This window comes from Psychrobacillus sp. FSL K6-1267, from assembly GCF_038003265.1.
Classification (GTDB): Bacteria; Bacillota; Bacilli; order Bacillales_A; family Planococcaceae; genus Psychrobacillus; species Psychrobacillus faecigallinarum.
Window position 1 is genome coordinate 598,966 of record NZ_JBBOOR010000001.1, and the last position, 24,364, is coordinate 623,329.

The following is a 24,364-nucleotide window of genomic DNA, read 5'->3' on the forward strand; positions in this document are numbered from 1 at the left end:
CTTTAAATATTTTAGTTGTCGTAATCTGATGCCAAAGCTGTTATTACAGTGCCACCTGCCTGAATCCAAACACCTAATGCATTCATATTTATACCTTCTTCTGTACTCGTGTTAGCAAACACTTGAATTGTATTGCCTATCGCTTGAATAATATTACCTATATTATCTATGGTTTGAATGAAGGATAAGTTCTCTTGAGTGTTTATAGAGACCCCTGTTCCTAATATTTGAAGAAGATTGCCCTGAGTTAATAAACGTTGACTTGATTGCTCATTTGAAGCTAAAATACCTGCCACAACTGTAACGTTACCTATTGCTTGAAGTTGATCACCTACTATGTCTAATAATAATTCTTCATTATCAGCTACAAGAGCACTTCCACTTGCTTGCAATACATTTCCGATTAGACGAAAATCCTTTAACATAGATTTCGAAAGTACTTTAGAAGGTGTATTCCCAATTGCAGCTACAATGGTTCCAATTGCTTCTATCCATCCACCTGTGATAGCAGTATTGTAAGATGATGATTTAGTTGAATTATGAATCTGATAAGTGTTATTAGAAATTGGACTATAATGATTTTCATTTTTCCACATTTTTTTTACCTTCTTACATTAATGAGCTTCTATTAGTATATGTATATTTAAAAAATATCGTTAGACAACTTTCTTCTTTTTAGGTGAATATTAAATAACTAAAATTTTTAAGAAAAGAATAATTTTTTGGAAAATGTAAAAAGTAATCGAAGATTGGTGAACATTAAAAAAAGATTGGATTGTGATGAATAATGAAAAAGGTGTTCACTTTTATTGTGTGCTTGCTTTTTGTGGGATCAATGCTTGTACTTATATCAGATATAAGGGTTTCTGCTGAAAAGGATAGATATTTTTATGAAAAAACGGGAGAAATAATGTGGGAGATTGAGACAAAAGAAAAGGTAGTTGCTTTAACATTTGACGATGGACCTCATCCAAAATACACAGCAGAAATACTAGATATCTTAGCGAAACATAATGCAAAGGCTACGTTTTTTGTTGTAGGTGAAAACGCTGAAAAAAATCCAGAGTTAATTTTACGACAATATAATGAGGGTCATGAAATAGCCAATCACACCTTTACACATCCTTTAAAACAACGTTGCCCAAATTAGAGATTGAGTTAAAACAAACAGATGATTTAATTTTTAGTATCACTGGAAATCATCCAAAGCTTTTCCGACCGGTAGAGGGGCAATATACTGATGAAATGATTCAAAATGTTGTAAAAAAGGGTTATCAAGTGGTGATGTGGTCTTGGCATCAAGATACAGAGGATTGGAAAAGTCCTGGTGTCCATCGTATAGAAAAGACGGTATTAAAGGGAGTAGAACCTGGGAACATAATTTTATTTCATGATGGTGGGGGAGATAGAAGTCAAACTGTAAAAGCTTTAGATAAAATTATTAATAAACTCCAAAAACAAGGCTATGAATTTGTAACTGTTTCAGATTTAATAAAGATGAAAAATCTAGAAGAAAATTAGGGAATCCAGTGGCTCTAAACTTCCTACTAAAAGAATAGGAACTGTATCATCTACAGGCTTATCTTTCTAATCATAATGAAAAGACAGGTCGAATATCCTGTCTTGTTCTATCATCAGTATGGTTGAAATTAATTTTAGCAATAGTTACCGGGATATCCACGGTGATTTATAAAAGTTGCACCAATGATTATTAACAATATAAACAATACTATTAGTAATGCAAATCCTGCACCAGCTGGCCTAGCATGTTCGGGACCATATCCAGTTGAATAACTCAATTTTCTGCACCTCCATTTACTAAGTTAATCCATTTTATGTACTTTATCTATCATTGATTGGTTCATTTGCTTAATTAATTATAATTTTAATAAATACACCTGAGTGATGAAGCAAAGGGAGGTGCAAGCATCTCTCAGGGAATTTGTAGTGTCTACAGTTACAACATATTCAAGTAAATAATATAGAGATTGGGCTAGCAATTTAATTAAAGACCAGTTATGAATTAGGTATAAGTTTACTTTATTTAATAAAAATCTGTTTTAGTTTTCAGTCTTGATCTGTCATTAGATATTAAGGAGTGAAAGTATGGAAATTATAAAAAATTATGTTGATCTGTGTAGAAAGATAGAGATAATTGAAATACAACTATTCCAAGTGGATATCGATTTGGATTATTGGTTTGGAAAAGGAACGATGCCCTTCACTGGTACCGGTGCAGATGACTTTGGCGTTATTGCTGCTATTGATAAGATTGAGGTCTATCATGAAAAGAAGCATAGGCTACAGAAGATGCTTGAGTTCTACGGGGATATAAAGAAGGAAACAGAGGAAAAGGTAAATCGGCTAGAGGGATTACAATATCAGATTGCTCGAATGAAGTATATGGAGAATAAATCGTATAAGCAAATAGCTGAGGATTTAAACATGAATTACAGCTATATTCGACGAGTTGCTTCAAAAGGTAACAAAGAGGTAACAATTAACTTGCAAAATAAAGAAATAAAATTATAATTGAAACAAAGAGACCGTGTGCACGCTAGTGTGGAGTGGTAGTTATACTAACTTAATATATTTATATAGACCCCTGATATCATTAGGGGTCTTTTTTATGTCTAAAAATAAGGGAGGTAGTAGGTGATGTGACATGGTCAACTGGGATGAAATAAAACAAGAGTGGGAAACCACAAAAATAACCTTAGCTGCATTAGCTGAAAAACATGATATCAAATTAGGTACATTAAAAAGCCGAAAAAGTCGTGAATCATGGGTAAGAGGTATACCTAAAATAGATGCAACTAAATCGAAGAAGGTTGCAACCAATTCAAAAAAGGATGCAACTAATAGCGTAGATGAAATACCTTCGCTAGACCAGCTTATAGAAGATATAAGCATGACTGAAAAACAAAGTCTTTTCTGTATTTATTACGTAAAATCATTCAATGCTACACAGTCAGCTATTAAAGCGGGTTATGCAAAAGATAGTGCTCATGTTGAAGGAAGTCGATTGCTAAGAAACGCTAAGGTAGTAGAAGAGATTAGAAGAGTTAAGGGCGAGATGAGAAAGGGCATATTCATCGATGCTATGGACGTATTAGACAAGTACATCAAAATAGCCTTTGCTGATATCACAGATTACACTACCTTCGGTAAAAAAGAAGTACCAGTAATAGGCATGATGGGACCTGTATTAGATGAAGATGGTAATCAACTCATGAAAGAAATAAATTATGTAGATCTCAATGAATCTTCCATGGTGGATGGCACTATCATCACAGAGGTTAAGCAGGGTAAAGATGGTGTGTCTATCAAAATAGCAGATAAGATGAAAGCTCTAGATAAGCTATCGTTGTACTTTGATCTATTCCCTGACAAGTTCCAACGAGAAGTAGAAGAAGAAAAACTTAAAATCGCTCATCATAAAGTGTTTGGAAGCAATGAACCAGAACAATATGAAGATGATGGATTCAACGATGCTTTAAATGCTACGACTTTGGAGGTGTGGAGTGATGACGACACCGACGAAGACTAGGTACCTTTCTTTTTTTACAGAGAAAAGTAATTTTAAGAAGAAACCAGCTCCTTTTAAGTTTCAGACCTTCTCCAAAAAACAGAAACAAGTGTTGACCTGGTGGAGAGAGGGGTCTCCTCACAAAGATAAAGACGGTATCATTTGTGATGGTTCTGTCAGAGCGGGAAAAACGGTTGTTATGTCCCTTTCCTATGTTATGTGGGCCATGGACTCCTTCAAAGATGAAAACTTCGGGATGGCTGGTAAAACTATAGGCTCATTCAGACGTAATGTAATCACTCCGTTGAAACGGATGCTTAAGTCTAGAGGATATAAGGTTAAAGATCACCGCGCTGACAACTTCCTAACGATTGAATATAAAGGTGTAACGAATTACTTTTACGTTTTCGGTGGGAAAGATGAAGGCTCCCAAGACCTTATTCAAGGAATAACGCTTGCGGGTATGTTTTTTGATGAGGTTGCCCTTATGCCTGAATCATTTGTATCTCAAGCAACTGCTCGTTGTTCGGTGGAAGGGTCTAAGTTTTGGTTTAACTGCAACCCTGCTGGACCATACCATTGGTTTAAAGAGCAATGGATTGACCGACGAAAAGAAAAGAACATGCTGCAGCTGCATTTCACGATGGATGATAACTTATCGTTAGGTGAAAAGACAAAAGAACGTTATAAACGGATGTACACTGGTCTATTCTATCAGCGTTTCATCCTTGGTTTATGGGTGATGGCTGAAGGTGTTATCTTCAGTATGTTCGATGAAAAGAAAAACAAAGTTAATACAGAAGAACGCAGATACACTAAATACTATGTGTCTTGTGACTACGGTACTCAAAATCCTATGGCATTTGGATTATGGGGATTATATCAAGATACCTGGTACAAAGTGAAAGAGTATCATCATGATGCTAGGAAAAAGAACGTACAAAAAACAGATGATGAATATGCAAAAGACCTTGAAGAATTTGTAGATGGGCTCACGAGACAGATAATCGTGGATCCCTCAGCAAGTTCTTTTATTATTTTACTGAAGAAACGAGGTTGGAAAGTGAAGAAGGCCAAGAATGATGTATTAGAAGGCATAAGGAACATGGCTACTGCCCTTAGTACTGAATTGATAAAGTATAACGACTGTTGCAAAGAAACATTAAGAGAAATTAACTCTTATGTTTGGGATGAAAAAGCCATTGCTCGTGGGGAAGATAAGCCTATAAAGCAGAATGACCATCAAATGGATGCAGACCGTTACTTTGTAAACACGATTTTGTTTAATAGCCAAAGTGTGGCAGTACTGAAATGAGGTGAATAAATGTTGGTTGAAGATCTATACAAGAGACCTTATTACGAATATCTGAACGACATTATCCGTCGTATGGTAGGTGAAGGGCTAACCATCAATGAAGTATTGGTTCAAGAACTTAAAGACTGGAAAGCTTCAGAAAGCTACAAGAGTATGCTAACTGGTGAAAAATACTATCTAGAGAAAATGGACATTAGAGAAAACAAGAGGCAAGAAATTGAATGGAAATCTAATATCAAGCTAGAACATGGTTTTGCTAAGAAGCTGGTTAACCAAAAGGTGGGCTATCTATTATCTAAGGAACCAACCATCGCTACGGAAAACAAAACATATGCAGAACATTTAAAGCAGGTGTTCAATCGAAAGTTCTTAAAGACCTTGAAGAACATTGGGAAAGAAGCAATTAACAATGGTAAGGCTTATTTATATGTTTACTTTGATGAAGAAGGAAACATTGCATTCAAGAAGCTGCCTTCTCAACAAGTCATTCCGTTTTGGAAAGACAATGAGCATACGGCCATTCAATCATTTATATATTTTTATTCCGAGTCCATCTATGAAAACAAAATAAAGAAGGTCATAGAGAAGGTAGAATATCATCATGAAAAAGGTATAGACTATTTTATCTTTGATGGTGCTAAGCTAGTTCCAGATGACGTTGCTGGTCTTAGTGTTGGCCATAACTTCATGATAAACGGTGAACCTTTTTTGTGGGAACGAATACCGCTAATCCCTTTTAAATATAACGAGGAAGAGCAACCATTGATTGAAAGTATCAAGTCACTTATCGATAACTACAATATGCAAGCTTCAACGAATGCGGATATATTAGCGGATATAGCACAAGTGATATGGAAGTTAAAAAATTATGGTGGCGAGGATCTTGCAGAGTTCTTAGGAGACTTAAATAGATATCGTGCAATTAATCTTGATGAAAATGGCGACGTGGATACCATTCAGTCAAAGCCTGAAACAGATGCAAATGAAAAAGAACTGGAACGAGGACGTAAAACCATCTATGAGTTCGGTAGAGGTGTAGACACAACCGATTCTAACTTAGGTAATGCCTCTGGTGTCGCATTACGGTACCGCTACTCTGATTTAGATATGGACTGCAACATTCTTGAGACTGAGTTCCAAGCGAGCTTAGAACAGGTTATTTGGTTTGTTAATAGTTATCTTCAGGTAAAGAAATTTGGAGACTTTTCCAATGAGAAAGTAGACTTCATCTTTAACCGAGACATCATCATCAGTGAATCAGAAGTGATTACTGATTGCGCTAACTCAGTAGGAATCCTAGATGATAAAACCATTCGAGAAAACCATCCATGGTATACAGATGAGGTGGAGGAACGCTTAGAAGTTCAGAGAAAGAAAGAAATGGATATGCATGATAACTACGACACTACCTTCCAGAAGAAGCAAGGTGATGTAAATGGCACAGACACGTGATTACTGGCGAGAACGTTTTGAAGAGTTAGAAGATGCTCAATTTAACAAAGGGGCTACTTACTATAAGGACTTGGAAAAAGCCTATATTCAAACGTACAACGTTATTGAGGCAGACATTTTGAAATGGTATAACCGATTTGCTATTAACAATGAGATTTCACTTGATAAAGCTAAGATATTATTAAAGTCCGGTGAGCTTAAAGAGTTTCAATGGACAGTAGAAGAGTACATTAAATACGGTGAAAAGAATGCCATTAACCAAGAATGGATGAAGGAACTAGAAAATGCTTCTTCTCGTGTCCATATAAGCCGTTTAGAGAGTTTACAATTACAACTAAGGCATCACGTTGAAAAGCTCTACGGGGAACAGTTAGAAGGCTTTGAGCAACTGATGAAAGAGACCTATCAAGAACAGTATTATCATGTGGCGTTTGAGATACAAAAAGGTTTTGAAGTCGGGTTTACCTTGCAAGCGATCGATGAGGTACAACTTATAAAAATAATCAGTAAGCCATGGACTGCGGATGACATGACATTCAGTCGGAGAATATGGCGTGATCAGAACCAATTAATCCATTTACTACAAACCAATCTGATGCAAACTGTGGCAAGAGGAGAGGCTCCAGATAGATTAATCAGTGTAATTACTAAGAAAATGGGTTCTTCCCGTTCTAATGCAGCTCGTTTAGTTCAAACGGAAGCTTCTTTCTTCAGTGCTGCAGCTCAAAAAGATGCTTTCAATGAGCTTGATGTTCGAAAGTATGAAATCATTGCAACACTCGATGGTAAGACAAGTGAAATATGCCGGAGCATGGATGGCAAAGTATTTAACATGACTGATTTCGAGCCTGGTGTAACAGCTAATCCTTTCCATGCTAGGTGTAGGACTACAACGGCACCTTATTTTGAGGATGATTATAGTGAGCGAATTGCAAGAGATTTGGAAGGTAAAACATATTATGTACCTGGCAACATGAAGTATGGTGAATGGTATCAGTCGCAAGTTGAAAAACATGGCGAAGAGAAATTGGCTAATTCTAAGAAAAAGAAAGCGAATAAACAAGCGGATAAAAAAGAGTATGCAAGTTATAAACAAATAATAGGTGATAATGATCCTAATACATTGGATGCCTTCCAAGAAATAAAGTATAATGATAGCAATGAATGGTACCATCTTAAGGGTTTTAAAATGGCTGTTGAGAAAGGTGATATTCACACACTGACGGGTTATAATACGTATAAAAGTGTTGCTAACGAAATTCGAGAAAACTTGGTTGGTCTTACTACGTCTGACGGTATTGCAATTACAAGCTATAAATCACATTTTGTAGATAGAATTATTGGGCAAATTGAAGCTGGAACGGCCAAAAAAGGGAAAAGGACCGGTGTACAAATTGAAGATGTCAAAGAGGCACTCTTGAACCCAATAAATATTAAAGATAGTAGAAATAATGCACGTCAATATATTAATGAAAAATGTATAGTGACCATAAACATGATAACAGGTCATTTGATTCAAACTACACCTAAAGCAAAGGAGTGATACTGTGATTAAAATGTCAAAAAAAGATGAAGAGTTTTTAAGGAAACATCTCTCTAACCTTGATGAGCTACGAAAAGGAAAAGTAAATGACTTATTGTCGGAAGTATACGATATCACCCTTGAAGGGTTAGATGAAAATGATGATGCGACAGATTTATATTTTGAAGCGCAAAAAGTTTATGACTCCATATATTTATTAAATTAGTTGAGCACCTAACCAAACAAAATGGTTGAGTGCTTTTTATTATGCCTTAAAGGTGGTGAGAAGTGTTGGTAACGGTGCTATTTCAATTATTACTCATCGGTTTGTTGGTTCTATTTTGCCTAATCGTTAAAAAGAAACCTCAAAAAACATATTTAAATAATCCTGAAGAATTTGTAACTGTTGAACCTGTTTTATCTGATTTGCCTAAAACAGCTGTAAAGAACACCCATTGGTTTACACATACATTCATGCGACCTCGCAAGAAAGGGTAAGGTGATCTATTGTCTTCGAGCTATCGGTTAAATAGCATTCGTCTTTTTGGTATTGAAGACGTTAAAGAACAAGACAAATCCGTGGACGACACCCACGTTAAAAAGCGTAATTTGAAGGAGGAAGAATGAAATGAATAATGTAGAGTTAATTGCATTAGGTTTAACTGCAGAGCAAGCAGATAAAGTAATCTCAGGTTACGGCAATACTATACCTAAGTCCCGTTTTGATGAAGTGAACACTGCTAAAAAGCAACTTGAAAAGGATATAGCTTCACGAGATCAACAATTAGAGGAACTTAAGAAAGTAGATGCTGCTGGATTGCAGGCTAAGATTGCTGAATTGCAACAGGAAAACACAACTGCAAAGGAACAATATGAAAAAGATTTAAAAGAAACACAGCTATCCAGTGCTATCAAGCTAGCTCTTGTTGGTAAGGTACATGATACGGATATCGCCATTACACAGATTGATAAGGCCACAATTGAATTTGACGACAATGGCAAGGTTACCAAAGGTCTAGATGAGCAGTTAAAGACACTGCAAGCATCGAAGCCTTTTTTGTTTGTTCCAGAAGGTGCTCAAAGAATCAATGGAGTAGCTCCAGCAACACCACATGGAGGACAAAACCAAAATCCAGGTAACGATTACGGTAAGCAGATTGCTGAAGAACGTAGCAAAGGCAATGAAGGATTAGTGGAAGCACAAAAATCTTACTTTGAATAAGGAGGAAAATATTAATGAGTAAATTTGTAGAAACAACATTCACAAACAAGAAAGAAATTTTGAAATTCCCGGACCATTACGTAAACGTAGCGGTAACTGTATCAGATGCAGGGGTTACATCAGTAAACGGAAAGAAAATAGTACCAGCTGGCACTATTTTAGGTGGGGGCTTTTTAGCGGATGAATCCGTAGTGGCAGTCAAAACAAATGCTGCAGGTGCCGAGGGAGTCTTATTTAACGATACGGACGTAACACATGGTCCTGCACCAGGCGCAGCTTTAGTACACGGATTTATCGATTTAGACAAGCTTCCGGAAGCTCCTGTAGCAGAAGCGGTAACAGCATTAAAACAAATTACATTTTTGAAATAAGAGAGGATGACTATTAATGCCAACAATTTTTGATTTAGTAAATGCAAAAAATATTGCAGCTTATTACCAGAACAACCCTTCCAATGGGATTCCATACTTAGGGGCAACACTTTTCCCAGCCAAGAAACAACTTGGGTTAGATTTAAGCTGGATTAAAGGATCTAATGGATTACCAGTAGCATTAATGCCGTCTGAATTCGATGCTAAAGCTACTGTTCGTGACCGTATTGGATTTAATAAAATACAAACGGAGATGCCTTTCTTTCGTGAATCAATGAGAATCGGTGAAAAGGATCGTCAAGAATTAAATCGCCTTGCTGCATCTAATCTGGATGAAATGACTAAAACGTTAGTTGCGAATATCTATGATGATGTTACAACACTTGTTAATGGTGCGAATGTTCAACCAGAAAGAATGATCATGCAGCTCTTGGCTACCGGTAAAATTGCCATTACTGCGAATCGTATTAATTATGATTATGATTACAAAATGAAGAGTGACCATAAGGAAGTATTAGCGGGAGGAGCACAATGGAGCGCTGCTGATTCCACGCCAATCCAAGACATTTTGAGATGGCAGGATACGGTTGAGGATAATACCGGTACTCGACCAACTAAAGCAATCACTACTCGTAAAACATGGGGCTACCTAATGAAGCATAAGAGTATTCTTCTTGATATGAATCCACTTGGCGGACAAAACGTAATCATGACAGATGCTCTATTAAAACAATACCTTCAAACAAAGTTTGGACTTTCTGTTGCTGTTTACAATAAAAAATATCGAGATGAAAAGGGCGTCCTACAGAACTTCTTCCCGGATGACTATTTCACTCTAATTCCAGAAGGACAGTTAGGAAATACGTTCTATGGTACAACTCCAGAAGAATCTGATTTAATGACAGGACAATCAGTCGCTGATGTGTCTATTGTTAACACTGGTGTAGCCATAACAACAATTAAAGAACCTCATCCAGTGAATGTTCAAACGATCGTGTCTGAAATTGTGATACCTTCATTCGAAACATTAGACAATATATTTGCAGCAAAAGTTAACTAAGAAGGGAGACTTTTATATGTCCGATTACAGAGTTACATTTACGAACAACGTTAAACTTGGCCAAGATTTATACCGCGCTGGGGATGAGGCTACAATTTCCGAGGAACTATTTGAATCAATCGAGGATTTAAAGGTGATTGAGTCAAAATTCGAACGTATTGAAAAAGTACCTAAGACAATTGAGGAAATGACTGTACCTGAATTGAAGAAGTATGCAAAGGACAACAACATTGATCTTGGGGATGCCAAAAAGCAAAAAGAGATATTGGATGCTATCCAAGCTGCTGAAAACAGTAATGACTCAGAAGACGGAGAAGATAGCCAAACTCCTTCAGGAGAATAGGAGGGGTAAGGGCATGAATGTATTTGACATCATCAAAGCCAAACTGCCAGCTGAATTACTTCCTGATGATACCTCTTTAGCAATGGATGTTGCAGAGGTGGGGCAAACCATCCTCACCTTCTGCAATCGTACGGATATTCCTAAAGAACTTGTATTTACTCATGCGAATATGGTCGTTGATTTGATAAGAGGAAATTCGAGACGAAGTGATACGGATAGCCCGGGTACAGTTAAAGCCATCAAGGAAGGAGATCTGCAAGTGACATTTGAGGCAACTCGGTCAAGTTCTCGAGAGTCCCACATGGAAGCACTTCTCTTCGATTATGCTAGTCAGTTAAATCGTTTTAGGAAACTGAGGTGGTAAATTGAATGCAGTAAGAAACGCAATAGAGACATTATACAAAGGAATCTGTACAGTACAGATTTGGATGGAAGTAGAAGATCCTGTAACACACGTTTCCTCTTTCCAAGAAGTTCCTTTATTAACTAAACAAAAGTGTAGGTTGTCTTTTGAAAAACAAATGACAACAACAAACACCGTAGGGCCAGCTGTGATTGCACAGACAACGAAATTGTTCATTGCACCAGAACTAGACATTCCTGCTGGGTCCAAAATAACTGTAACTCAAGAAGGAAGAACATTAGATTTTGCGAGGAGTGGAGAACCAGCTATTTATTCCAACCATCAAGAAATATTGCTAGAACCTTTTAAGAGGTACGCATAATGGCTAGATGGGGCAGGGTGGACTATCGACAACTGAAGCGCCTACAAGAAAAGATGCAGAAACTAGAGGCTGCAGGCTTAGCAACATTTTGTGAAGATGCTGCGAAAGAAATAGCTGCTAGGTTGCTTTCAAAAGCAATTAAGCGTACTCCAGTTGGTGTATATGAAGATGGTAAAACTGGAGGTACATTACGACGAGGATGGACCATAGATGCGAACGTGGTTAGACGTGGTAATGTATATGAAATAGAAGTAATTAATCCAGTGGAATATGCACAGTATGTTGAATTTGGACATCGTACAAGAAACCACCAGGGCTGGGTTAAAGGGAGGTTCATGATGACCATTTCTGCTGACGAAGTACAACAACAGGCACCGAAGTTACTAGAAAAGAAACTCAATAAACTATTGAAGGAGGCTTTCGATGGAGATTAATGGCATCCAAGAAGCTATATCCATGAAGCTTCATCAAGCTTTCGGATTTGGTTACAAGAAGTATATCGATGAAGTACCGCAGGGGTTTATAACTCCTGCTTTTTTGATTCAATTTTTGAACTTAGAACATATCCGGCAAATCGGTAATCGATGGAAGGTGACTACGCTATTTAACGTACAGTACTTCCCTCAAAACGGTTCGTCTGAAGCTTCTAATATGACATTGAAGACACAACAAGCACTAAAACAAATAGCGCTGTTAAATGGCTCTCAAATGCTAGGCACTGGTTCTAATAGTGAATTGGTAGACGGCATAGCTCATAATTTTATCCACTTTAATTTTTTCCTACAGGAATTCGAGGAGAAGACATTTATGGAATCGTTGAGCCATGGCGCAAAATTGAAAGGGTGAACTGGATGGCTAAAAGAAAGTTACAAGAAACAACTGCAAACACTGATGAAATAGCATCCTTCAAATTCGGTAAGAGACAGCTGCTCCAAAGTAACAAATACGCAGGACGTACGGATCTGTTAAATGCCTTATTAAAGGACGACGAAGTTTATACATTCGCTCAGGTGGATGATTTAATCAAGCGATTTGACGAAGGAGGTAAAGAATAATGTCGTTAGGTGGAGGCCCATTCATTACACAAAACAAATTGCTACCAGGCACATACCACAACTTCATAAGTAAAGCTCGCGCATTTGTTAATCTTAGCGAGCGAGGATTTGTTGGGTTACCTATCCCTCTTGATTGGGGACCAGATGAAGAAGTATTTGCAGTAACACAGGAAGATTTACAAAAAGATTCACGTAAAATCTTTGGTTATGATTATACGGATTCAAAGTTAAAAGGTATTCGTGATGTATTTAAAAATGCCGTCACGGTCTATTTCTATAAACTCGCAGTTAGTGCGACTGCAGCTGAGAATACTTTCGCTAAAGCAAAGTATAAGGGCGTTCGAGGGAATGACATAACGGTCGTGATTCAAGCTAATGTAGATGATCCTACAAAGTTTGATGTACACACATTACTTGAGAATGAATTAGTAGATGAACAGATAGCTGTTTCTTCTGCAACGGATCTTGTTGGGAACGATTTTGTCACTTTCAAAGCTGACGCTACATTAGTAGCAACAGCTGGAACACCTTTAGCAGGCGGTTCTAATGGTTCTACAGTTCCAGGTGGTGCACACCAAGAAGCATTGGATGCTTTAGAAGCATATGGATTTAATACATTAGGCTGCTTATCAACAGAGAGTGCTGTTAAATCACTTTATGTTGAATATGCCAAGCGTTTACGGGATCAAGTAGGGGCTAAGTTCCAATTGGTTGGTCATAAGTTTGGTAATACAGACCATGAAGGCGTTATCGATGTTCCAAACAACGCGATTGGAATTGATGAAGAAGTATTTGGTGCAGTTTATTGGACTGCAGGCGCGCAGGCTGGCGTGGCGGTGAATAAATCAAATACGAATAAAAAGTATGACGGTGAGTTCACGCTTGATATGAGCGAAACGAAAACACAGTCACAATTGACTGCATTATTGAAAGACGGTAAGTATGTTTTCCATCGTGTAGGCGATGAGATACGCGTACTGGAAGATGTAAATACCTTCACTTCCTTCACAGTCGATAAAAACGAGGATTTCAGTATGAACCAGGTTATCCGAGTGTTAGACCAGATCGCTATTGATACAGCCCATTTATTTAATACTCGCTATCTTGGACAAGTGCCAAATGATGCTGACGGGCGTATTTCTCTCTGGGCTGACATTGGAGCTCATCGTACAGAGATGCAACGTATACGAGCAATCCAAAATTATAACAAAGATGAGCTGAAGGTTGATCAAGGGAATTCAAAAAAATCGGTAGTAGTAAGTGAGGTTGTAACACCAACAGTGGCCATGTCGCAACTTTATATCACTACCACAGTAGCGTAAAGGAAGGGGAACTATAGATGAACAAAATTTTTAAACGAATCGTGGCAGTGACATTGTTGTCACGTTTTTTAAGTCAAAGCAAAATACCCCAATTACCGATGAGATTAAATTTACAGTTCTTTTCCGAACCAACTATGGATGCATGGGAAGCAATTCATGGAGCACAGGGTCGCGCATTTGTAACAATCGAAGGAAATCGTTATCGTTTTGCAAATTTAATCAATCTAGATGCGGATATGACCAAAACAAAATCTAAGATTCCTATTATGGGACGTATCTCTAAGGGGAATAAGTCAGCAGGTGCAGAGTATGAAGGTAGTGCAACTTTCCATTTTAACACTTCAATCTTTCGCCAATTATTAAAACGGTATAAAGATACGGGTGAAGATATCTATTTTGATATCCAAGTTACTAATGAAGATGGTGGATCTGGTATAGGTCGTCAAACTACTATCTTAATTGACTGTAACTTAGATGGTGGAAAAATTGCCAAATTGGACGCTGATGCCGAATATTTAGAAGATGAAATCTCGTTTACATTTGAAGATTGGGATATGCCAGAAGAGTTTTCTCCTTTGAAATCTATGCAATCTTAATTAGCTTGCCTACTATTCGGCAGGCTTTCTTATACCTAAAAATAAAAAGAGGAATGGTGAATATAAATGAGTAACTTAACAGCTTTTTTAGCACAAAATGCAATCAAGGTAGAAATAGCAGAACATCCAGTGTCCAAGCGTTTTATTGATCCAGAAACAAAAGAAGTAATGAATTGGAAAGTTGGTGCAGTAACTTCTGATGAAGATGAGTCATTAAGAAAGCAGCATACTAAACGTTTACCTGTTCCAGGTAAGAAGAATATGTTTCAACCAACCACTGATTATGATGCTTACCTTGCTTCATTAGCTGTGAAATGTACGTTGTTCCCTGACTTAAACAACAAAGAACTTCAAGATAGCTACAAAGTATTGGATGCAGAATCATTACTGAAGAAAATGTTATTACCAGGTGAGTACGCAGATTATCTAAAATTCATTCAAAATAAAAATGGTTTTGATGTAGGTATGGAAGAGGCTGTCGAAGAAGCAAAAAACTAATTGACGACGGTGACTATGATGCCAATGTAGCGTACTATTGTTTGCATAAACTTCATAAGTGGCCGTCTGAATTTGAATCTCTCCCTAAGTATGAAAAGGCTTTTGTCATTGCAGCTGTTCAGATAAAAATGGAAAATGACAAAAAGAAAGAAGAAGAAGCCAAGAGGGATAGTAGAAAAGGAAGAAAAGGAAGAAAAAAGAAATAGTTGTGGTAATATTTACTCTCTATATTGTATGCTTTAAGTATTAGTGTATTGGAGGGTATCAGGTGAAAAAAGGGTGTTTAATTGTTTTTATAACTTTTTTTATAATATTTTTTATAATTTTAGTAGTTGCTACTATATTTGCTTTTAAAAATGCTGATAGTTTAGGGGCAACTCCGAGTAGTAAGATAGCAAAATCGCTAGATATTTCTGGGGATAATGCTGAAATAGTTTTAGATATTTTCAAAGAAATCGGAATTGATGAAAAAGTTAAAATTGAACATGATGAGTTATTGGATAATGCTCATTTTGAAGGGGAAAAAGGTTATAGGCTTAATACAAATGATGTTTCAAGCCTTATTCTGTACATGAATGTAGATGAAACAGTCTATTTGATTAAATATGTAGATAATGTACTATACGAGAATGGAAATGTTGTGTCAAAATTAAATGAATTTATATTAACTCTAAATGAAAAGTCAATCCTGCAAAATAGAAGTCAAAAAGCTATTAAAACTATTTTGAAGGCGCCTTCTACTGCTAAATTTCCTAATATTAATGAATGGAGATTCGGAAAGCAAGACGGAGTAATAACTATACAGAGTTACGTTGAATCACAAAACAGTTTTAGTGCTATGATCCGTTCTGATTTTCAAATAAAAATTCAAAATGAAGAAGTCATTTCTTTAATTTTAGATGGTCAAGAATATATAAAATAATATTGGATTAGAAGCATCTGGGATAAACCAGATGCTTTTTATTATATTTAAGGTGGTGAAACATATGGCAACAATAAGAACGGCAATACAAATTCAAGATAATATGTCACGAGCTTTTCAGTCGATGAATACGGCAATGAATGTTGTAATTAGCAGTTTTGAGTCATTACAGCATGCTTCTGGTAATGCAGTTGATACAAGAAGTATTCAACTAGCCAGGCAAGAATTATCTCGAGCAGAAGGTGCGTTTAATGAAGTTGAACAAGAGATTAGACAAGCAGAACATGCACAAGAACGGTTTAATCAAGAAATAAGAGCTGGAACTTCCGCTGCTGACGGTTTGCTAGGTAAAATAGGCGGTCTTATAGCTGCCTATGTAGGTATCAGAAGCCTTGAAGAGATTATAAAAGTTTCTGATTCCCTTGTTCAGACAAGCGCGCGCTTAGATATGATAAATGATGGACTACAAACAAATAAACAATTGCAGCAAATGATATTTGCTTCTGCTGAACGTTCTAGAGCTTCGTATATGGACACCGCACAAATTGTTGCTAGAGTAGGTATGAATGCTGGTGACGCATTTTCAAGTACTAAAGAGATGGTGTTTTTTGCAGAACAGTTAAACAAGAAATTCAAAATAGCTGGTGCAACAACGGAAGAAATGAGTTCTGCCATTCTTCAGTTAACACAAGGGCTTGGTTCAGGCGTTTTAAGGGGTGAAGAATTAAATGCGGTATTTGAAAGTGCTCCTAACATCATTCGGAGTATAGCAGATTATCTAGATGTACCAATAGGTAAAATCAGAGAGATGGCTTCTGACGGTGCACTTACAGCAGATATCGTAAAAAACGCTATGTTTGCTGCAGCAGAAGAAACCAACGCTGCCTTCGAAAAAATGCCTAAGACTTTTTCGGATCTTTGGACAAGTTTTAAGAATCAAGCTTTAGCGGCTTTTGAGCCAATTTTGATTAAGTTGAATGAAATCGCTAATAACGAAAAGTTTCAAGGAGCTATAAATTCTATAGTGAATTCGTTATATTCGCTTTCTACTGTCGCTTCAGCAACTTTAGATGTTTTAGGTAGCATAGGAGGTTTTCTTTATGATCATTGGGGCTACTTAGGACCAATAATATACGGTGTTGGTGGAGCAATATTGGCATTATATAGTTATTTAACTTTAGCAAGATATGCAACAATTTTAATGACAGCCGCGATGTGGGCATTAGATGCAGCCATGATGGCCAATCCAATTGGGTTAGTAATTGCAGCTATTGTACTTTTGATTGGTCTGTTTTATGGAGCAATTGGTGCTATAAACCACTTCGCAGGTACTTCTATTAGTGCTACAGGTATAGTAACAGGTTCTTTTATGTTAATGTTTGCTGTTATAAATAATCAATTTGCACTTCTCTGGAATATCATCGCATCCGTTGTTGAGTTTTTCGTAAACGTTTGGCAACATCCAACATACTCAGTTATGAAACTTTTTGCAAATCTGACAAATAGCTTCTTAGACAATGCTCTTGCAATGACTAGTGGCTGGGATGGATTTGCTACAGCATTTGTTAATGCAATTATATCTGCAGTAAATGGTGCTATAAAGGCTTGGAACTGGTTCATTGATTTATTACCAGATGATATTGCCAGTACATTAGGTTTAGGCAAAGGAACAGAATTTAGCCATAGAACTTCCATTACAAGTGATTTATCCACAATGAAAAATGCAGTAAATGCCATGGTCGGAGAAGCACCTGAAGGTTACTGGGAAGCTCCAAAAATGGAATCAAAGAATTTAAAAGCCGCTTGGGATACTGGTTATGATAAGGGATCTAATTTTAGTTTTGGAGATGACCGAAAAGACGGTTCATCTGAAAATCCTTTTGAAGATATCCTTAATGGTATTCAAGGGGCTGTTAATCCTTTAAGTGAAGCAGGTAAGGACACGGCTGGTAATACTGCCAAAATGGCCAAAAAGATGGATGCCTCTGCAGAAGACTTAAAGTATTTAAGAGACATTGCCGAACGTGATGTAATTAATCGATTCACAACTGCAGAAGTGAAAGTGAATATGAAGAACGATAACTATATCAATTCAGAGATGGATCTGGATGGTGTTATTGACCACTTTGGTGAGAAGTTAGAAGAAACATTAGAATCATTAGCGGAAGGGGTGTAACAGGTGGCATATAGTTTCTTTATAGATGGAATACAACTTCCTGTTGCTCCTTCTTCGTTAGAAATGAAAATTAATAATCAAAACAAGACCATCACCTTGATCAATGAAGGGGAGGTCAATTTATTAAAACAGGCAGGGCTGACAGATATTAGTTTGGAAGTTCTATTGCCTAATGTAAAATATCCTTTCGCTGTGTATCCAGATGGATTTCAACCGGCAACCTTCTATCTCGAAAAACTAGAAAAACTGAAAATATCTAAGAAGCCCTTTCAATTCATTGTCACTCGATTAAAGCCGAGTGGCGATTTACTATTTGATACGAATATAAAGGTCTCTTTAGAAGACTACTCCATTGAAGAAGATGCAGAGAATGGTTTTGATATTACAGTTCCTATTACTCTCAAACAATATAGAGAATATGGAACAAAGGTGATTCAAGTTAAAAAAGCTACATCTGCTAAGGCTAAGCCAGTGGCTGTTGCAGTTAAAAAAAGAGCTTCAACCAAAGCTCCTCCAAAGTCATATAAGGTTGTAAAGGGTGATTCATTATGGGCAATATGTAAGAAACATTTTGGAACAGTAACTAGAACTATGACAGATGAGTTAGCTGCTAAAAACGGAATAAAAAACCCTAACATTATTTATCCTGGGCAGGTGATTAAATTTTGAGTATACAGTTAATCATCCAAAATGGGGATAGGTTGATGGAGCCAGCAGTAGAAGACGGTATCGTGTGGGAGACTTCTCGAAAAGGGTCTCCCGGTAAATTAACGTTTAGTGTTGTGAAGGACCAAGCTCTTCAATTTGAAGAGGGAAATGCTGTCCGTTTCAAGAAAGATGGGCAAAATGTCTTTTTTGGCTTTGTTTTTACCAAGAAGCGTTCTAAAGATGGTTTAATCAGTGTTACTGCCTATGACCAGCTGCGCTACTTAAAAAATAAAGATACGTATGTATACACGAATAAAACGGCAAGCGAGTTTATTAAGATGGTAGCAAATGATTTCCGAATGAACACAGGAACCATTGAAGATACAGGGTTTAAAATTGCTAGCCGTGTGGAGGATAACAAAACCTTATTCGATATGTTTCAAAATGCCCTTGATTTAACTATGAACAGCACTAAAAAGATGTACATTCTTTATGATAACAACGGCAAACTTACCCTTAGAAATTTAGAAAAAATGAAACTCGATTTATTATTGGATGAAGAGACAGGTGAGAATTTTGACTATACATCTTCTATTGATTCCAACACATACAATAAAATTAAGTTATCCTATGAAAATGAGAAGAAGGGTAAACGTGAAATTTATATAGCACAGGATAGTAAGAATATGAATAAATGGGGAGTTTTACAACACTTCGAAACCATTCAGGAAGGAACGAATGGGAAGGCCAAAGCGGATGCATTGCTCGCGCTCTATAACCGTAAAACTAGAAGCCTTAATATGAACAAAGCATTCGGAAACATCTATGTACGTGGAGGAAACATGTTGGTGGTTCGATTGAACTTGGATGATGTCAAACTCATGAATTACATGATTGTAGAGAACGTGAAACATACATTTAATGAGAATGAGCATTTCATGGATTTACAATTGATTGGCGGTGAGTTCAATGCGTAGTATGGAAGACATTCTAAAAATGTTTAAGCGAGCTGCTAAAGAAGCGATTGAAGCTGCAGATCCGACGGCCATTGAATTTGGTACGGTTACAAGTGTTTCTCCATTGAAAATCTTAGTGGAACAAAAGAAGGAACTTACCAATGCACAATTGGTATTGACTCGAAATGTCCGCGATTATGAAATCGAAATGACCATAGAACATGCGACAGAAGAGGCTGAATCACATACCCATGAATATAAAGGGAAAAAGAAATTTACCGTACACAATGCACTTAAATTGGGTGACGACGTTATGCTCGTCAAAATGCAAGGAGGGCAAAAATATATTGTCCTCGATAAGGATGTGAGCCAATGATACCTCAGTCGAGTAATGATTTGCTAAGCGATTTTGAAGAAGCTGTAGAACAACCCACTAAAAATTATAAATTACATGTAGACAAGAATCGTATTGCAGGATTTATCGATGAGATAGAGGCCTTAAAGCAAGCGATTTTTTTAATGCTCTCTATTGAAAGATACGATCACATTATTTACTCATGGAATTTTGGCGTAGAATTCAAAGACTTGTTTGGACAGCCTGTGGCATTCGTTCTCCCTGAGATAAAAAGACGTATCGCCGAATGTCTTCTTCAAGATGATCGAATTCAGGAGGTAGACAACTTTGTTTTTGAAACACAGAAAGGTAAGGTACATGTAATGTTTACAGTCCATAGCATATACGGTGATTTCGAAAGCGAGAAGGAGGTGGATTACTAATGCCAATTGATTTAGACATCACTTATGAGGATTTACTCGAGCAAAAATTAGCTGGTGTCAATCCTACTCTCGATAAGAGGGAAGGTACATCAATCATTTACAATGCAACGGCAGCCAACACTATTGAAATTATTCAAATGTTGGATACGTTAAAGAATCAGATAGACCTGGTATTTGCAGATACTGCTCCTAGGGAGTATTTAATAAGACGTGGAGCTGAGCGCGGTAAAAAACCGTTAGAGGCTACTAGAGCCAGACTAAGAGGTGTGTTCAATAAGAGTGTGAATATAGGGGAGCGCTTTTCTCTCGAAGACCTCAATTATGTGGTTACCCAGAAGATTACTGACTTTGAATATGTGTTAGAGGCTGAAACAGTAGGGGAGATTGGAAACTTATATCTTGGAACACTGATACCAATCAACTATATAGATGGCCTTACAACTGCAGAGTTAGTAGAAGTTTTAGTGCCAGGGGAAGATGAAGAAGATACGGAAGTTTTTCGTGAGCAATACTTCGATAGTTTTGATTCTACAGCCTTTGGTGGCAATCGGAAGGATTACAAAGACAAGGTGAGGCCTTTGCCGGGTGTTGGTGGGGTTAAAGTATACCGAGCTTGGAATGGTGGTGGTACGGTCAAATTAGTAATCATTGATTCGCAATTTAAAGTACCCACTCAAAGTTTGGTTAATGAGGTTCAAGAAAAGGTAGACCCTTTATCTGCTCAAGGGGAGGGGGTCGGCTTAGCACCGATGGACCATATAGTAACAATTTTTCCTGTGGAAGGCACGGCTATAGACATTGTTCTTAATATCACTTATCAAACGGATTGGACGTGGCAGGATATCGAGGCAAGCGTTCATACGGTAATTGATAATTATTTCACGGAATTGGCGAAAGAGTGGGCAGGAGCTAATAGCTATGAAGAGGATCATGCAGGACTAGTAGTTCGTATATCGCAGATTGAAACTAGGATACTAGGAGTTCCAGGAGTTGTTGATATCGCTAACACCCAACTTAATGGAGGTACTTCTAATATCGTTCTTTCTCCAGAGGCTATACCGAAACGGGGTGTAGTAAGTGGCTAAAGAAGTAGATATTCTAAGTTATTTGCCACCAGTTTTTCATGAGATGAAAGAATTGGTTGAAGTGGCTGCAATCGAAAATCCGGTTCTCAGCAGTTTATGGGAAGAAATAGAACAAAGTTTAAACGATCAATTCGTGGCTACAGCAAGTGAAAGAGGTATAGCTCGTTATGAAAAGATGTTAAAGCTCAATGTACCTGCTACTGATTCACTGGAGACTAGGCGATTCCGCGTGCTTACTCGCTATCAAGAACAAGCACCCTACAGCTATAAAGTATTGAAACAAATACTAGACAGTATACTTGGGGCAGGACAATACAAGGTAGAACGTGACGTAACTGCTAAAATACTGAAGGTGAAAATCGAGTTAACGGTAAAAGGGATGTTTGAAGCAGTGGTTGTTATGTTAGAACGTATCACTCCTCAGAACATGGTTCTAACTGTCGAATTACGATACAACCAATATGCTCTTCTTTCAAAATTTACACACGCTCAACTATCGCAATTCACACACGAACAATTAAGAAATGAGGTGTTAACTTAATGCCAACTAATACTCCTAACTTTAAGTTGATAAAACCAACGCAAGAAGAATTCTATGACGTGGATGTATCAAATAATAATATGGACATCATAGATGGGATATTAAAGACATTACAAGATGCTATTACTTCAGGAGCTACTGAACAAGAACTAACCGCCATTAGAGAAGCCCTTGCGATGCACTTGGATGATAATATAAAACATATAAGCGATACTGAAAGAAATAAGTGGAATGGAAAATATTCTAAACCAGCAAGCGGAATCCCTAAAACGGATTTAGATTCGGCACTACAAGCAGCGTTAAGTAAATCAGAAAAAATAGGTGGCGAATTATTAGCAAATATAACTTTACCTAGTGACACACTAAAATTCGATATTGCTAATATAGGTGGTTATGATTACTATGAAATTTTCGTAGAACCTCTCGCACAAGACGGAGGAACATCAAATTTCATTCTTAGATTTAACGATGATGCTAGCAGTTCGTATTTTTCAAACAATACTAATGCTAGCACAGGGATCCCATTAAGCGGAACTACTGTTACTAATAGTGGAGTAGGTTTTAATGTTCTCACAATAAGCAACAACGATGCATCAAAATGGAAAATGTTTAACGGAATGAATACAGTAGCCATCGGAACTCAACAACCTCTTAATATGGGAGGGAAATGGCAAAATGTAACAGAACGAATTAATAAAATGAGCGTAGTCCACACTGGTGGATTAGTTGTAAAAGCAGGATCAAGAATAATGGTTATAGGTCGTAAATAGGAGGTTGTAGAATGAATAAATTAGTGTTCAATTCAAAAACAAATGAAATGCAAGTAGTGGCATTAACTGCTGAAGAAATAGAACAAAATGAAATTGATAGAACCACTGTAATTCCACCTCAACCGCCATCTGAAATAGAATTTTTGAAACAAGAAAACAAGAAATTAAAAGAAGAAGATTTAAACAACAAAGAAGCGATTGCAGAACTTTACCTCCTAATGTCGGGAGGTATCTAAATGCTTGAAATTAAACCAATACACCGTATCTTTGCTGCTTTAATTGCAGCTGAACCACCAAGAAGAAGTATTGAAGATGTGCCAGAGATAGACCGTGAGGTGGTGCAATATGTACTGGATACAGAATATAGCAATTAAAATACTATTAAAAATTATTGGAGGTAATATTATGTTTATGGTAGCAATTTTTTCAGGGTTAATCGCTGGGAAACGTAGAAATATTGGAGATGTTCCGGACCATTTGAAAGAACCTGTATTAGCTGATTTAGCTACACTTGGATTGGACGGTTATGGTAATCCAGTGATGCATGAGCAAACAGCATAATTAGTTGAAGGATTTCCTCCCTCTTTTGTCGAATTGTGGATGGGAGAGGGAGAGGGTTATTTATATGAAGATAAAAGATATTACAGCATACCGCAACAAAACTAAATGTTATCTGATTGAGGATAAAGAGGGCGACTTCTTTGTGATTTATGGTACAAAATGTAGAAAAGTATTGTCAGGTGATTTATACGATGTAATAATTTCTTTCAAACAAGAGAAAGTTCGATGGAGGTTTGTTGAAAGAAGGATTAAATTAAATAGAGACGATGAATACCTTACAAGAAATAAAAATAATTGGCTCTACTTAGATAGAGATGTTTATGAAAGTGAAGTTGATGTAGTTTCTTTATATGTTGATGGTGAGAAGAAGATATAAAAAATTTAATAAGATTAATTGAGAGCATCCGATAGGGTGCTCTTTTATTTTTATTTATATAAAAAGGGGTGAGAGGATGCCAGAAGGAGGCGGCTCTTCGATGTTTGAAACAGTTAAAGTACATGGAGAAGAGATAGAGCAATTAAAGAAAGACAGAGAATATTTATTGAAAGGCCAAAACGCTCTGTTCGAATGGAAAAAGGAAATGGAAAAATGGCGACTTGAGTCCGACGCCAATTATCATGATTTAAAGACAACCATTCTTACAGAAAACAAAGAAACGCGTTCTTTCTTTCAGTCTATTATGGACAAACAATGGGATTTGATAAAATCCACAACAGGTATGCAACAGGAACTAAGAAAAGCTGACTTAGACATGCAGCAGGAACAAAGGAAGGCAGATATCGAAATAAAAAAAGTTGATACCGAGATTAAACGGGATAATTGGGCCAAAGCATGGGATTTCATGAAAACACTATTTGCTGCTGGTGGCATTCTCTACTTAATATTCGAAGCGTTTATTTTAAAATAAGAGGAGGAAT

The 24,364-nt window shown here is 37.0% G+C and carries 36 protein-coding genes and 1 pseudogene; 35 read left to right on the forward strand and 2 right to left on the reverse strand.

Going from position 1 to position 24,364, the window contains the following annotated elements; translation table 11 throughout:
- Nucleotides 1-11 precede the first annotated feature (11 nt).
- Entirely contained in the window at nt 12-596 is a 585-nt protein-coding gene (locus MHB55_RS02940) for a DUF6944 family repetitive protein (RefSeq protein ID WP_340862530.1), read from the reverse strand.
- 314 nt (nt 597-910) lie between these two features.
- Between MHB55_RS02940 and MHB55_RS02945 the strand changes: the two are divergent.
- A pseudogene (locus MHB55_RS02945) lies at nt 911-1,521 on the forward strand (polysaccharide deacetylase family protein).
- Between the two features lie 134 nt (nt 1,522-1,655).
- On the opposite strand, the gene MHB55_RS02950 reads toward MHB55_RS02945, so the two are convergent.
- Nucleotides 1,656-1,799 carry a YjcZ family sporulation protein gene (locus tag MHB55_RS02950; RefSeq protein ID WP_340862531.1) on the reverse strand — a complete coding sequence of 48 codons (144 nt, stop codon included), beginning with the start codon at nt 1,797-1,799 and terminating at the stop codon, nt 1,656-1,658.
- A gap of 307 nt (nt 1,800-2,106) precedes the next feature.
- Between MHB55_RS02950 and MHB55_RS02955 the strand changes: the two genes are divergently transcribed.
- The 34 genes from MHB55_RS02955 to MHB55_RS03120 all read left to right on the forward strand — a co-directional run bounded on the left by MHB55_RS02955 (nt 2,107) and on the right by MHB55_RS03120 (nt 24,354).
- Entirely contained in the window at nt 2,107-2,532 is a 426-nt protein-coding gene (locus MHB55_RS02955; RefSeq protein ID WP_340862532.1) for a hypothetical protein, read from the forward strand.
- 133 nt (nt 2,533-2,665) lie between these two features.
- A complete protein-coding gene (locus MHB55_RS02960; RefSeq protein ID WP_340862533.1) occupies nt 2,666-3,550 on the forward strand; it encodes a terminase small subunit in 885 nt (294 codons plus the stop codon).
- On the forward strand, nt 3,528-4,844 hold the full coding sequence (locus MHB55_RS02965) for a PBSX family phage terminase large subunit (RefSeq protein ID WP_340863952.1): 1,317 nt from the start codon (nt 3,528-3,530) through the stop codon (nt 4,842-4,844). Before MHB55_RS02960 ends, MHB55_RS02965 begins: the two co-directional genes overlap by 23 nt.
- Nucleotides 4,845-4,853: 9 nt before the next feature.
- Nucleotides 4,854-6,296, forward strand: coding sequence for a phage portal protein (locus MHB55_RS02970; RefSeq protein WP_340862534.1), 1,443 nt, complete (start codon nt 4,854-4,856; stop codon nt 6,294-6,296).
- The gene (locus tag MHB55_RS02975) at nt 6,280-7,839 is read left to right on the forward strand and encodes a minor capsid protein (protein ID WP_340862535.1); all 1,560 of its coding nucleotides are present in this window, start codon (nt 6,280-6,282) and stop codon (nt 7,837-7,839) included. Before MHB55_RS02970 ends, MHB55_RS02975 begins: the two co-directional genes overlap by 17 nt.
- Nucleotides 7,840-7,843: 4 nt before the next feature.
- Nucleotides 7,844-8,044, forward strand: a complete 201-nt coding sequence (locus MHB55_RS02980) for a hypothetical protein (RefSeq protein ID WP_340862536.1) — start codon at nt 7,844-7,846, stop codon at nt 8,042-8,044.
- 62 nt (nt 8,045-8,106) lie between these two features.
- Nucleotides 8,107-8,316 carry a hypothetical protein gene (locus MHB55_RS02985; protein WP_340862537.1) on the forward strand — a complete coding sequence of 70 codons (210 nt, stop codon included), beginning with the start codon at nt 8,107-8,109 and terminating at the stop codon, nt 8,314-8,316.
- Between the two features lie 130 nt (nt 8,317-8,446).
- Nucleotides 8,447-9,040, forward strand: coding sequence for a phage scaffolding protein (locus tag MHB55_RS02990; RefSeq protein WP_340862538.1), 594 nt, complete (start codon nt 8,447-8,449; stop codon nt 9,038-9,040).
- Between the two features lie 14 nt (nt 9,041-9,054).
- A complete protein-coding gene (locus MHB55_RS02995; protein ID WP_340862539.1) occupies nt 9,055-9,411 on the forward strand; it encodes a hypothetical protein in 357 nt (118 codons plus the stop codon).
- Between the two features lie 16 nt (nt 9,412-9,427).
- Nucleotides 9,428-10,471: a major capsid protein gene (locus MHB55_RS03000; RefSeq protein WP_340862540.1), complete on the forward strand. Its 1,044-nt coding sequence runs from the start codon at nt 9,428-9,430 to the stop codon at nt 10,469-10,471.
- Nucleotides 10,472-10,487: 16 nt separating this feature from the next.
- Entirely contained in the window at nt 10,488-10,814 is a 327-nt protein-coding gene (locus MHB55_RS03005; protein ID WP_340862541.1) for a hypothetical protein, read from the forward strand.
- Nucleotides 10,815-10,827: 13 nt separating this feature from the next.
- Complete coding sequence (locus MHB55_RS03010) at nt 10,828-11,178, forward strand: hypothetical protein (RefSeq protein ID WP_340862542.1); 351 nt, start codon at nt 10,828-10,830, stop codon at nt 11,176-11,178.
- 1 nt (nt 11,179) lies between these two features.
- A complete protein-coding gene (locus MHB55_RS03015) occupies nt 11,180-11,539 on the forward strand; it encodes a hypothetical protein (RefSeq protein WP_340862543.1) in 360 nt (119 codons plus the stop codon).
- Nucleotides 11,539-11,973: an HK97 gp10 family phage protein gene (locus MHB55_RS03020; RefSeq protein WP_340862544.1), complete on the forward strand. Its 435-nt coding sequence runs from the start codon at nt 11,539-11,541 to the stop codon at nt 11,971-11,973. Before MHB55_RS03015 ends, MHB55_RS03020 begins: the two co-directional genes overlap by 1 nt.
- Nucleotides 11,963-12,385 carry a phage tail terminator family protein gene (locus MHB55_RS03025; RefSeq protein WP_340862545.1) on the forward strand — a complete coding sequence of 141 codons (423 nt, stop codon included), beginning with the start codon at nt 11,963-11,965 and terminating at the stop codon, nt 12,383-12,385. Before MHB55_RS03020 ends, MHB55_RS03025 begins: the two co-directional genes overlap by 11 nt.
- Before the next feature lie 5 nt (nt 12,386-12,390).
- A complete protein-coding gene (locus tag MHB55_RS03030; protein ID WP_340862546.1) occupies nt 12,391-12,594 on the forward strand; it encodes a hypothetical protein in 204 nt (67 codons plus the stop codon).
- Nucleotides 12,594-13,916, forward strand: a complete 1,323-nt coding sequence (locus tag MHB55_RS03035; RefSeq protein WP_340862547.1) for a phage tail sheath family protein — start codon at nt 12,594-12,596, stop codon at nt 13,914-13,916. Before MHB55_RS03030 ends, MHB55_RS03035 begins: the two co-directional genes overlap by 1 nt.
- A gap of 17 nt (nt 13,917-13,933) precedes the next feature.
- A complete protein-coding gene (locus MHB55_RS03040; RefSeq protein WP_340862548.1) occupies nt 13,934-14,512 on the forward strand; it encodes a phage tail tube protein in 579 nt (192 codons plus the stop codon).
- A 66-nt stretch (nt 14,513-14,578) separates the two neighbouring features.
- Nucleotides 14,579-15,010, forward strand: a complete 432-nt coding sequence (locus MHB55_RS03045; protein WP_340862549.1) for a phage tail assembly chaperone — start codon at nt 14,579-14,581, stop codon at nt 15,008-15,010.
- A gap of 41 nt (nt 15,011-15,051) precedes the next feature.
- Nucleotides 15,052-15,216, forward strand: a complete 165-nt coding sequence (locus MHB55_RS03050) for a hypothetical protein (RefSeq protein WP_340862550.1) — start codon at nt 15,052-15,054, stop codon at nt 15,214-15,216.
- Between the two features lie 62 nt (nt 15,217-15,278).
- Nucleotides 15,279-15,932, forward strand: a complete 654-nt coding sequence (locus MHB55_RS03055) for a hypothetical protein (RefSeq protein WP_340862551.1) — start codon at nt 15,279-15,281, stop codon at nt 15,930-15,932.
- Nucleotides 15,933-15,996: 64 nt separating this feature from the next.
- Nucleotides 15,997-18,108 carry a tape measure protein gene (locus tag MHB55_RS03060; RefSeq protein WP_340862552.1) on the forward strand — a complete coding sequence of 704 codons (2,112 nt, stop codon included), beginning with the start codon at nt 15,997-15,999 and terminating at the stop codon, nt 18,106-18,108.
- A 3-nt stretch (nt 18,109-18,111) separates the two neighbouring features.
- Entirely contained in the window at nt 18,112-18,777 is a 666-nt protein-coding gene (locus tag MHB55_RS03065) for a LysM peptidoglycan-binding domain-containing protein (protein WP_340862553.1), read from the forward strand.
- Complete coding sequence (locus MHB55_RS03070; RefSeq protein WP_340862554.1) at nt 18,774-19,733, forward strand: XkdQ/YqbQ family protein; 960 nt, start codon at nt 18,774-18,776, stop codon at nt 19,731-19,733. The genes MHB55_RS03065 and MHB55_RS03070 overlap by 4 nt, the downstream gene beginning before the upstream one ends.
- Nucleotides 19,726-20,088 (forward strand): DUF2577 domain-containing protein, encoded by a 363-nt coding sequence (locus MHB55_RS03075; protein ID WP_340862555.1) that lies wholly within the window; start codon nt 19,726-19,728, stop codon nt 20,086-20,088. Before MHB55_RS03070 ends, MHB55_RS03075 begins: the two co-directional genes overlap by 8 nt.
- Entirely contained in the window at nt 20,085-20,489 is a 405-nt protein-coding gene (locus tag MHB55_RS03080; RefSeq protein ID WP_340862556.1) for a DUF2634 domain-containing protein, read from the forward strand. The genes MHB55_RS03075 and MHB55_RS03080 overlap by 4 nt, the downstream gene beginning before the upstream one ends.
- On the forward strand, nt 20,489-21,574 hold the full coding sequence (locus tag MHB55_RS03085; RefSeq protein WP_340862557.1) for a baseplate J/gp47 family protein: 1,086 nt from the start codon (nt 20,489-20,491) through the stop codon (nt 21,572-21,574). The genes MHB55_RS03080 and MHB55_RS03085 overlap by 1 nt, the downstream gene beginning before the upstream one ends.
- Complete coding sequence (locus tag MHB55_RS03090) at nt 21,567-22,115, forward strand: putative phage tail protein (protein WP_340862558.1); 549 nt, start codon at nt 21,567-21,569, stop codon at nt 22,113-22,115. Before MHB55_RS03085 ends, MHB55_RS03090 begins: the two co-directional genes overlap by 8 nt.
- The gene (locus tag MHB55_RS03095) at nt 22,115-22,885 is read left to right on the forward strand and encodes a hypothetical protein (protein WP_340862559.1); all 771 of its coding nucleotides are present in this window, start codon (nt 22,115-22,117) and stop codon (nt 22,883-22,885) included. The genes MHB55_RS03090 and MHB55_RS03095 overlap by 1 nt, the downstream gene beginning before the upstream one ends.
- Before the next feature lie 11 nt (nt 22,886-22,896).
- Nucleotides 22,897-23,121: a hypothetical protein gene (locus MHB55_RS03100; RefSeq protein WP_340862560.1), complete on the forward strand. Its 225-nt coding sequence runs from the start codon at nt 22,897-22,899 to the stop codon at nt 23,119-23,121.
- Complete coding sequence (locus MHB55_RS03105; RefSeq protein ID WP_340862561.1) at nt 23,122-23,259, forward strand: hypothetical protein; 138 nt, start codon at nt 23,122-23,124, stop codon at nt 23,257-23,259.
- The gene (locus MHB55_RS03110; protein WP_340862562.1) at nt 23,231-23,446 is read left to right on the forward strand and encodes a CD1375 family protein; all 216 of its coding nucleotides are present in this window, start codon (nt 23,231-23,233) and stop codon (nt 23,444-23,446) included. Before MHB55_RS03105 ends, MHB55_RS03110 begins: the two co-directional genes overlap by 29 nt.
- 64 nt (nt 23,447-23,510) lie before the next feature.
- Nucleotides 23,511-23,822, forward strand: coding sequence for a hypothetical protein (locus tag MHB55_RS03115; RefSeq protein WP_340862563.1), 312 nt, complete (start codon nt 23,511-23,513; stop codon nt 23,820-23,822).
- A gap of 100 nt (nt 23,823-23,922) precedes the next feature.
- Nucleotides 23,923-24,354 carry a hypothetical protein gene (locus tag MHB55_RS03120; RefSeq protein ID WP_340862564.1) on the forward strand — a complete coding sequence of 144 codons (432 nt, stop codon included), beginning with the start codon at nt 23,923-23,925 and terminating at the stop codon, nt 24,352-24,354.
- The last annotated feature ends 10 nt before the right edge of the window (nt 24,355-24,364 follow it).

What these genes read in the sequence shown, in the direction of transcription:
- MHB55_RS02940 (WP_340862530.1), bottom strand. Translation starts at nt 596, where the DNA reads ATGTGGAAAAATGAAAATCATTATAGTCCAATTTCTAATAACACTTAT.
- MHB55_RS02955 (WP_340862532.1), top strand. Translation starts at nt 2,107, where the DNA reads ATGGAAATTATAAAAAATTATGTTGATCTGTGTAGAAAGATAGAGATA.
- MHB55_RS02960 (WP_340862533.1), top strand. Translation starts at nt 2,666, where the DNA reads ATGGTCAACTGGGATGAAATAAAACAAGAGTGGGAAACCACAAAAATA.
- MHB55_RS02965 (WP_340863952.1), top strand. Translation starts at nt 3,528, where the DNA reads ATGACGACACCGACGAAGACTAGGTACCTTTCTTTTTTTACAGAGAAA.
- MHB55_RS02970 (WP_340862534.1), top strand. Translation starts at nt 4,854, where the DNA reads ATGTTGGTTGAAGATCTATACAAGAGACCTTATTACGAATATCTGAAC.
- MHB55_RS02975 (WP_340862535.1), top strand. Translation starts at nt 6,280, where the DNA reads ATGGCACAGACACGTGATTACTGGCGAGAACGTTTTGAAGAGTTAGAA.
- MHB55_RS02990 (WP_340862538.1), top strand. Translation starts at nt 8,447, where the DNA reads ATGAATAATGTAGAGTTAATTGCATTAGGTTTAACTGCAGAGCAAGCA.
- MHB55_RS02995 (WP_340862539.1), top strand. Translation starts at nt 9,055, where the DNA reads ATGAGTAAATTTGTAGAAACAACATTCACAAACAAGAAAGAAATTTTG.
- MHB55_RS03000 (WP_340862540.1), top strand. Translation starts at nt 9,428, where the DNA reads ATGCCAACAATTTTTGATTTAGTAAATGCAAAAAATATTGCAGCTTAT.
- MHB55_RS03005 (WP_340862541.1), top strand. Translation starts at nt 10,488, where the DNA reads ATGTCCGATTACAGAGTTACATTTACGAACAACGTTAAACTTGGCCAA.
- MHB55_RS03010 (WP_340862542.1), top strand. Translation starts at nt 10,828, where the DNA reads ATGAATGTATTTGACATCATCAAAGCCAAACTGCCAGCTGAATTACTT.
- MHB55_RS03020 (WP_340862544.1), top strand. Translation starts at nt 11,539, where the DNA reads ATGGCTAGATGGGGCAGGGTGGACTATCGACAACTGAAGCGCCTACAA.
- MHB55_RS03025 (WP_340862545.1), top strand. Translation starts at nt 11,963, where the DNA reads ATGGAGATTAATGGCATCCAAGAAGCTATATCCATGAAGCTTCATCAA.
- MHB55_RS03030 (WP_340862546.1), top strand. Translation starts at nt 12,391, where the DNA reads ATGGCTAAAAGAAAGTTACAAGAAACAACTGCAAACACTGATGAAATA.
- MHB55_RS03035 (WP_340862547.1), top strand. Translation starts at nt 12,594, where the DNA reads ATGTCGTTAGGTGGAGGCCCATTCATTACACAAAACAAATTGCTACCA.
- MHB55_RS03040 (WP_340862548.1), top strand. Translation starts at nt 13,934, where the DNA reads ATGAACAAAATTTTTAAACGAATCGTGGCAGTGACATTGTTGTCACGT.
- MHB55_RS03045 (WP_340862549.1), top strand. Translation starts at nt 14,579, where the DNA reads ATGAGTAACTTAACAGCTTTTTTAGCACAAAATGCAATCAAGGTAGAA.
- MHB55_RS03060 (WP_340862552.1), top strand. Translation starts at nt 15,997, where the DNA reads ATGGCAACAATAAGAACGGCAATACAAATTCAAGATAATATGTCACGA.
- MHB55_RS03075 (WP_340862555.1), top strand. Translation starts at nt 19,726, where the DNA reads ATGCGTAGTATGGAAGACATTCTAAAAATGTTTAAGCGAGCTGCTAAA.
- MHB55_RS03080 (WP_340862556.1), top strand. Translation starts at nt 20,085, where the DNA reads ATGATACCTCAGTCGAGTAATGATTTGCTAAGCGATTTTGAAGAAGCT.
- MHB55_RS03085 (WP_340862557.1), top strand. Translation starts at nt 20,489, where the DNA reads ATGCCAATTGATTTAGACATCACTTATGAGGATTTACTCGAGCAAAAA.
- MHB55_RS03095 (WP_340862559.1), top strand. Translation starts at nt 22,115, where the DNA reads ATGCCAACTAATACTCCTAACTTTAAGTTGATAAAACCAACGCAAGAA.
- MHB55_RS03100 (WP_340862560.1), top strand. Translation starts at nt 22,897, where the DNA reads ATGAATAAATTAGTGTTCAATTCAAAAACAAATGAAATGCAAGTAGTG.
- MHB55_RS03105 (WP_340862561.1), top strand. Translation starts at nt 23,122, where the DNA reads ATGCTTGAAATTAAACCAATACACCGTATCTTTGCTGCTTTAATTGCA.
- MHB55_RS03110 (WP_340862562.1), top strand. Translation starts at nt 23,231, where the DNA reads ATGTACTGGATACAGAATATAGCAATTAAAATACTATTAAAAATTATT.
- MHB55_RS03115 (WP_340862563.1), top strand. Translation starts at nt 23,511, where the DNA reads ATGAAGATAAAAGATATTACAGCATACCGCAACAAAACTAAATGTTAT.
- MHB55_RS03120 (WP_340862564.1), top strand. Translation starts at nt 23,923, where the DNA reads ATGTTTGAAACAGTTAAAGTACATGGAGAAGAGATAGAGCAATTAAAG.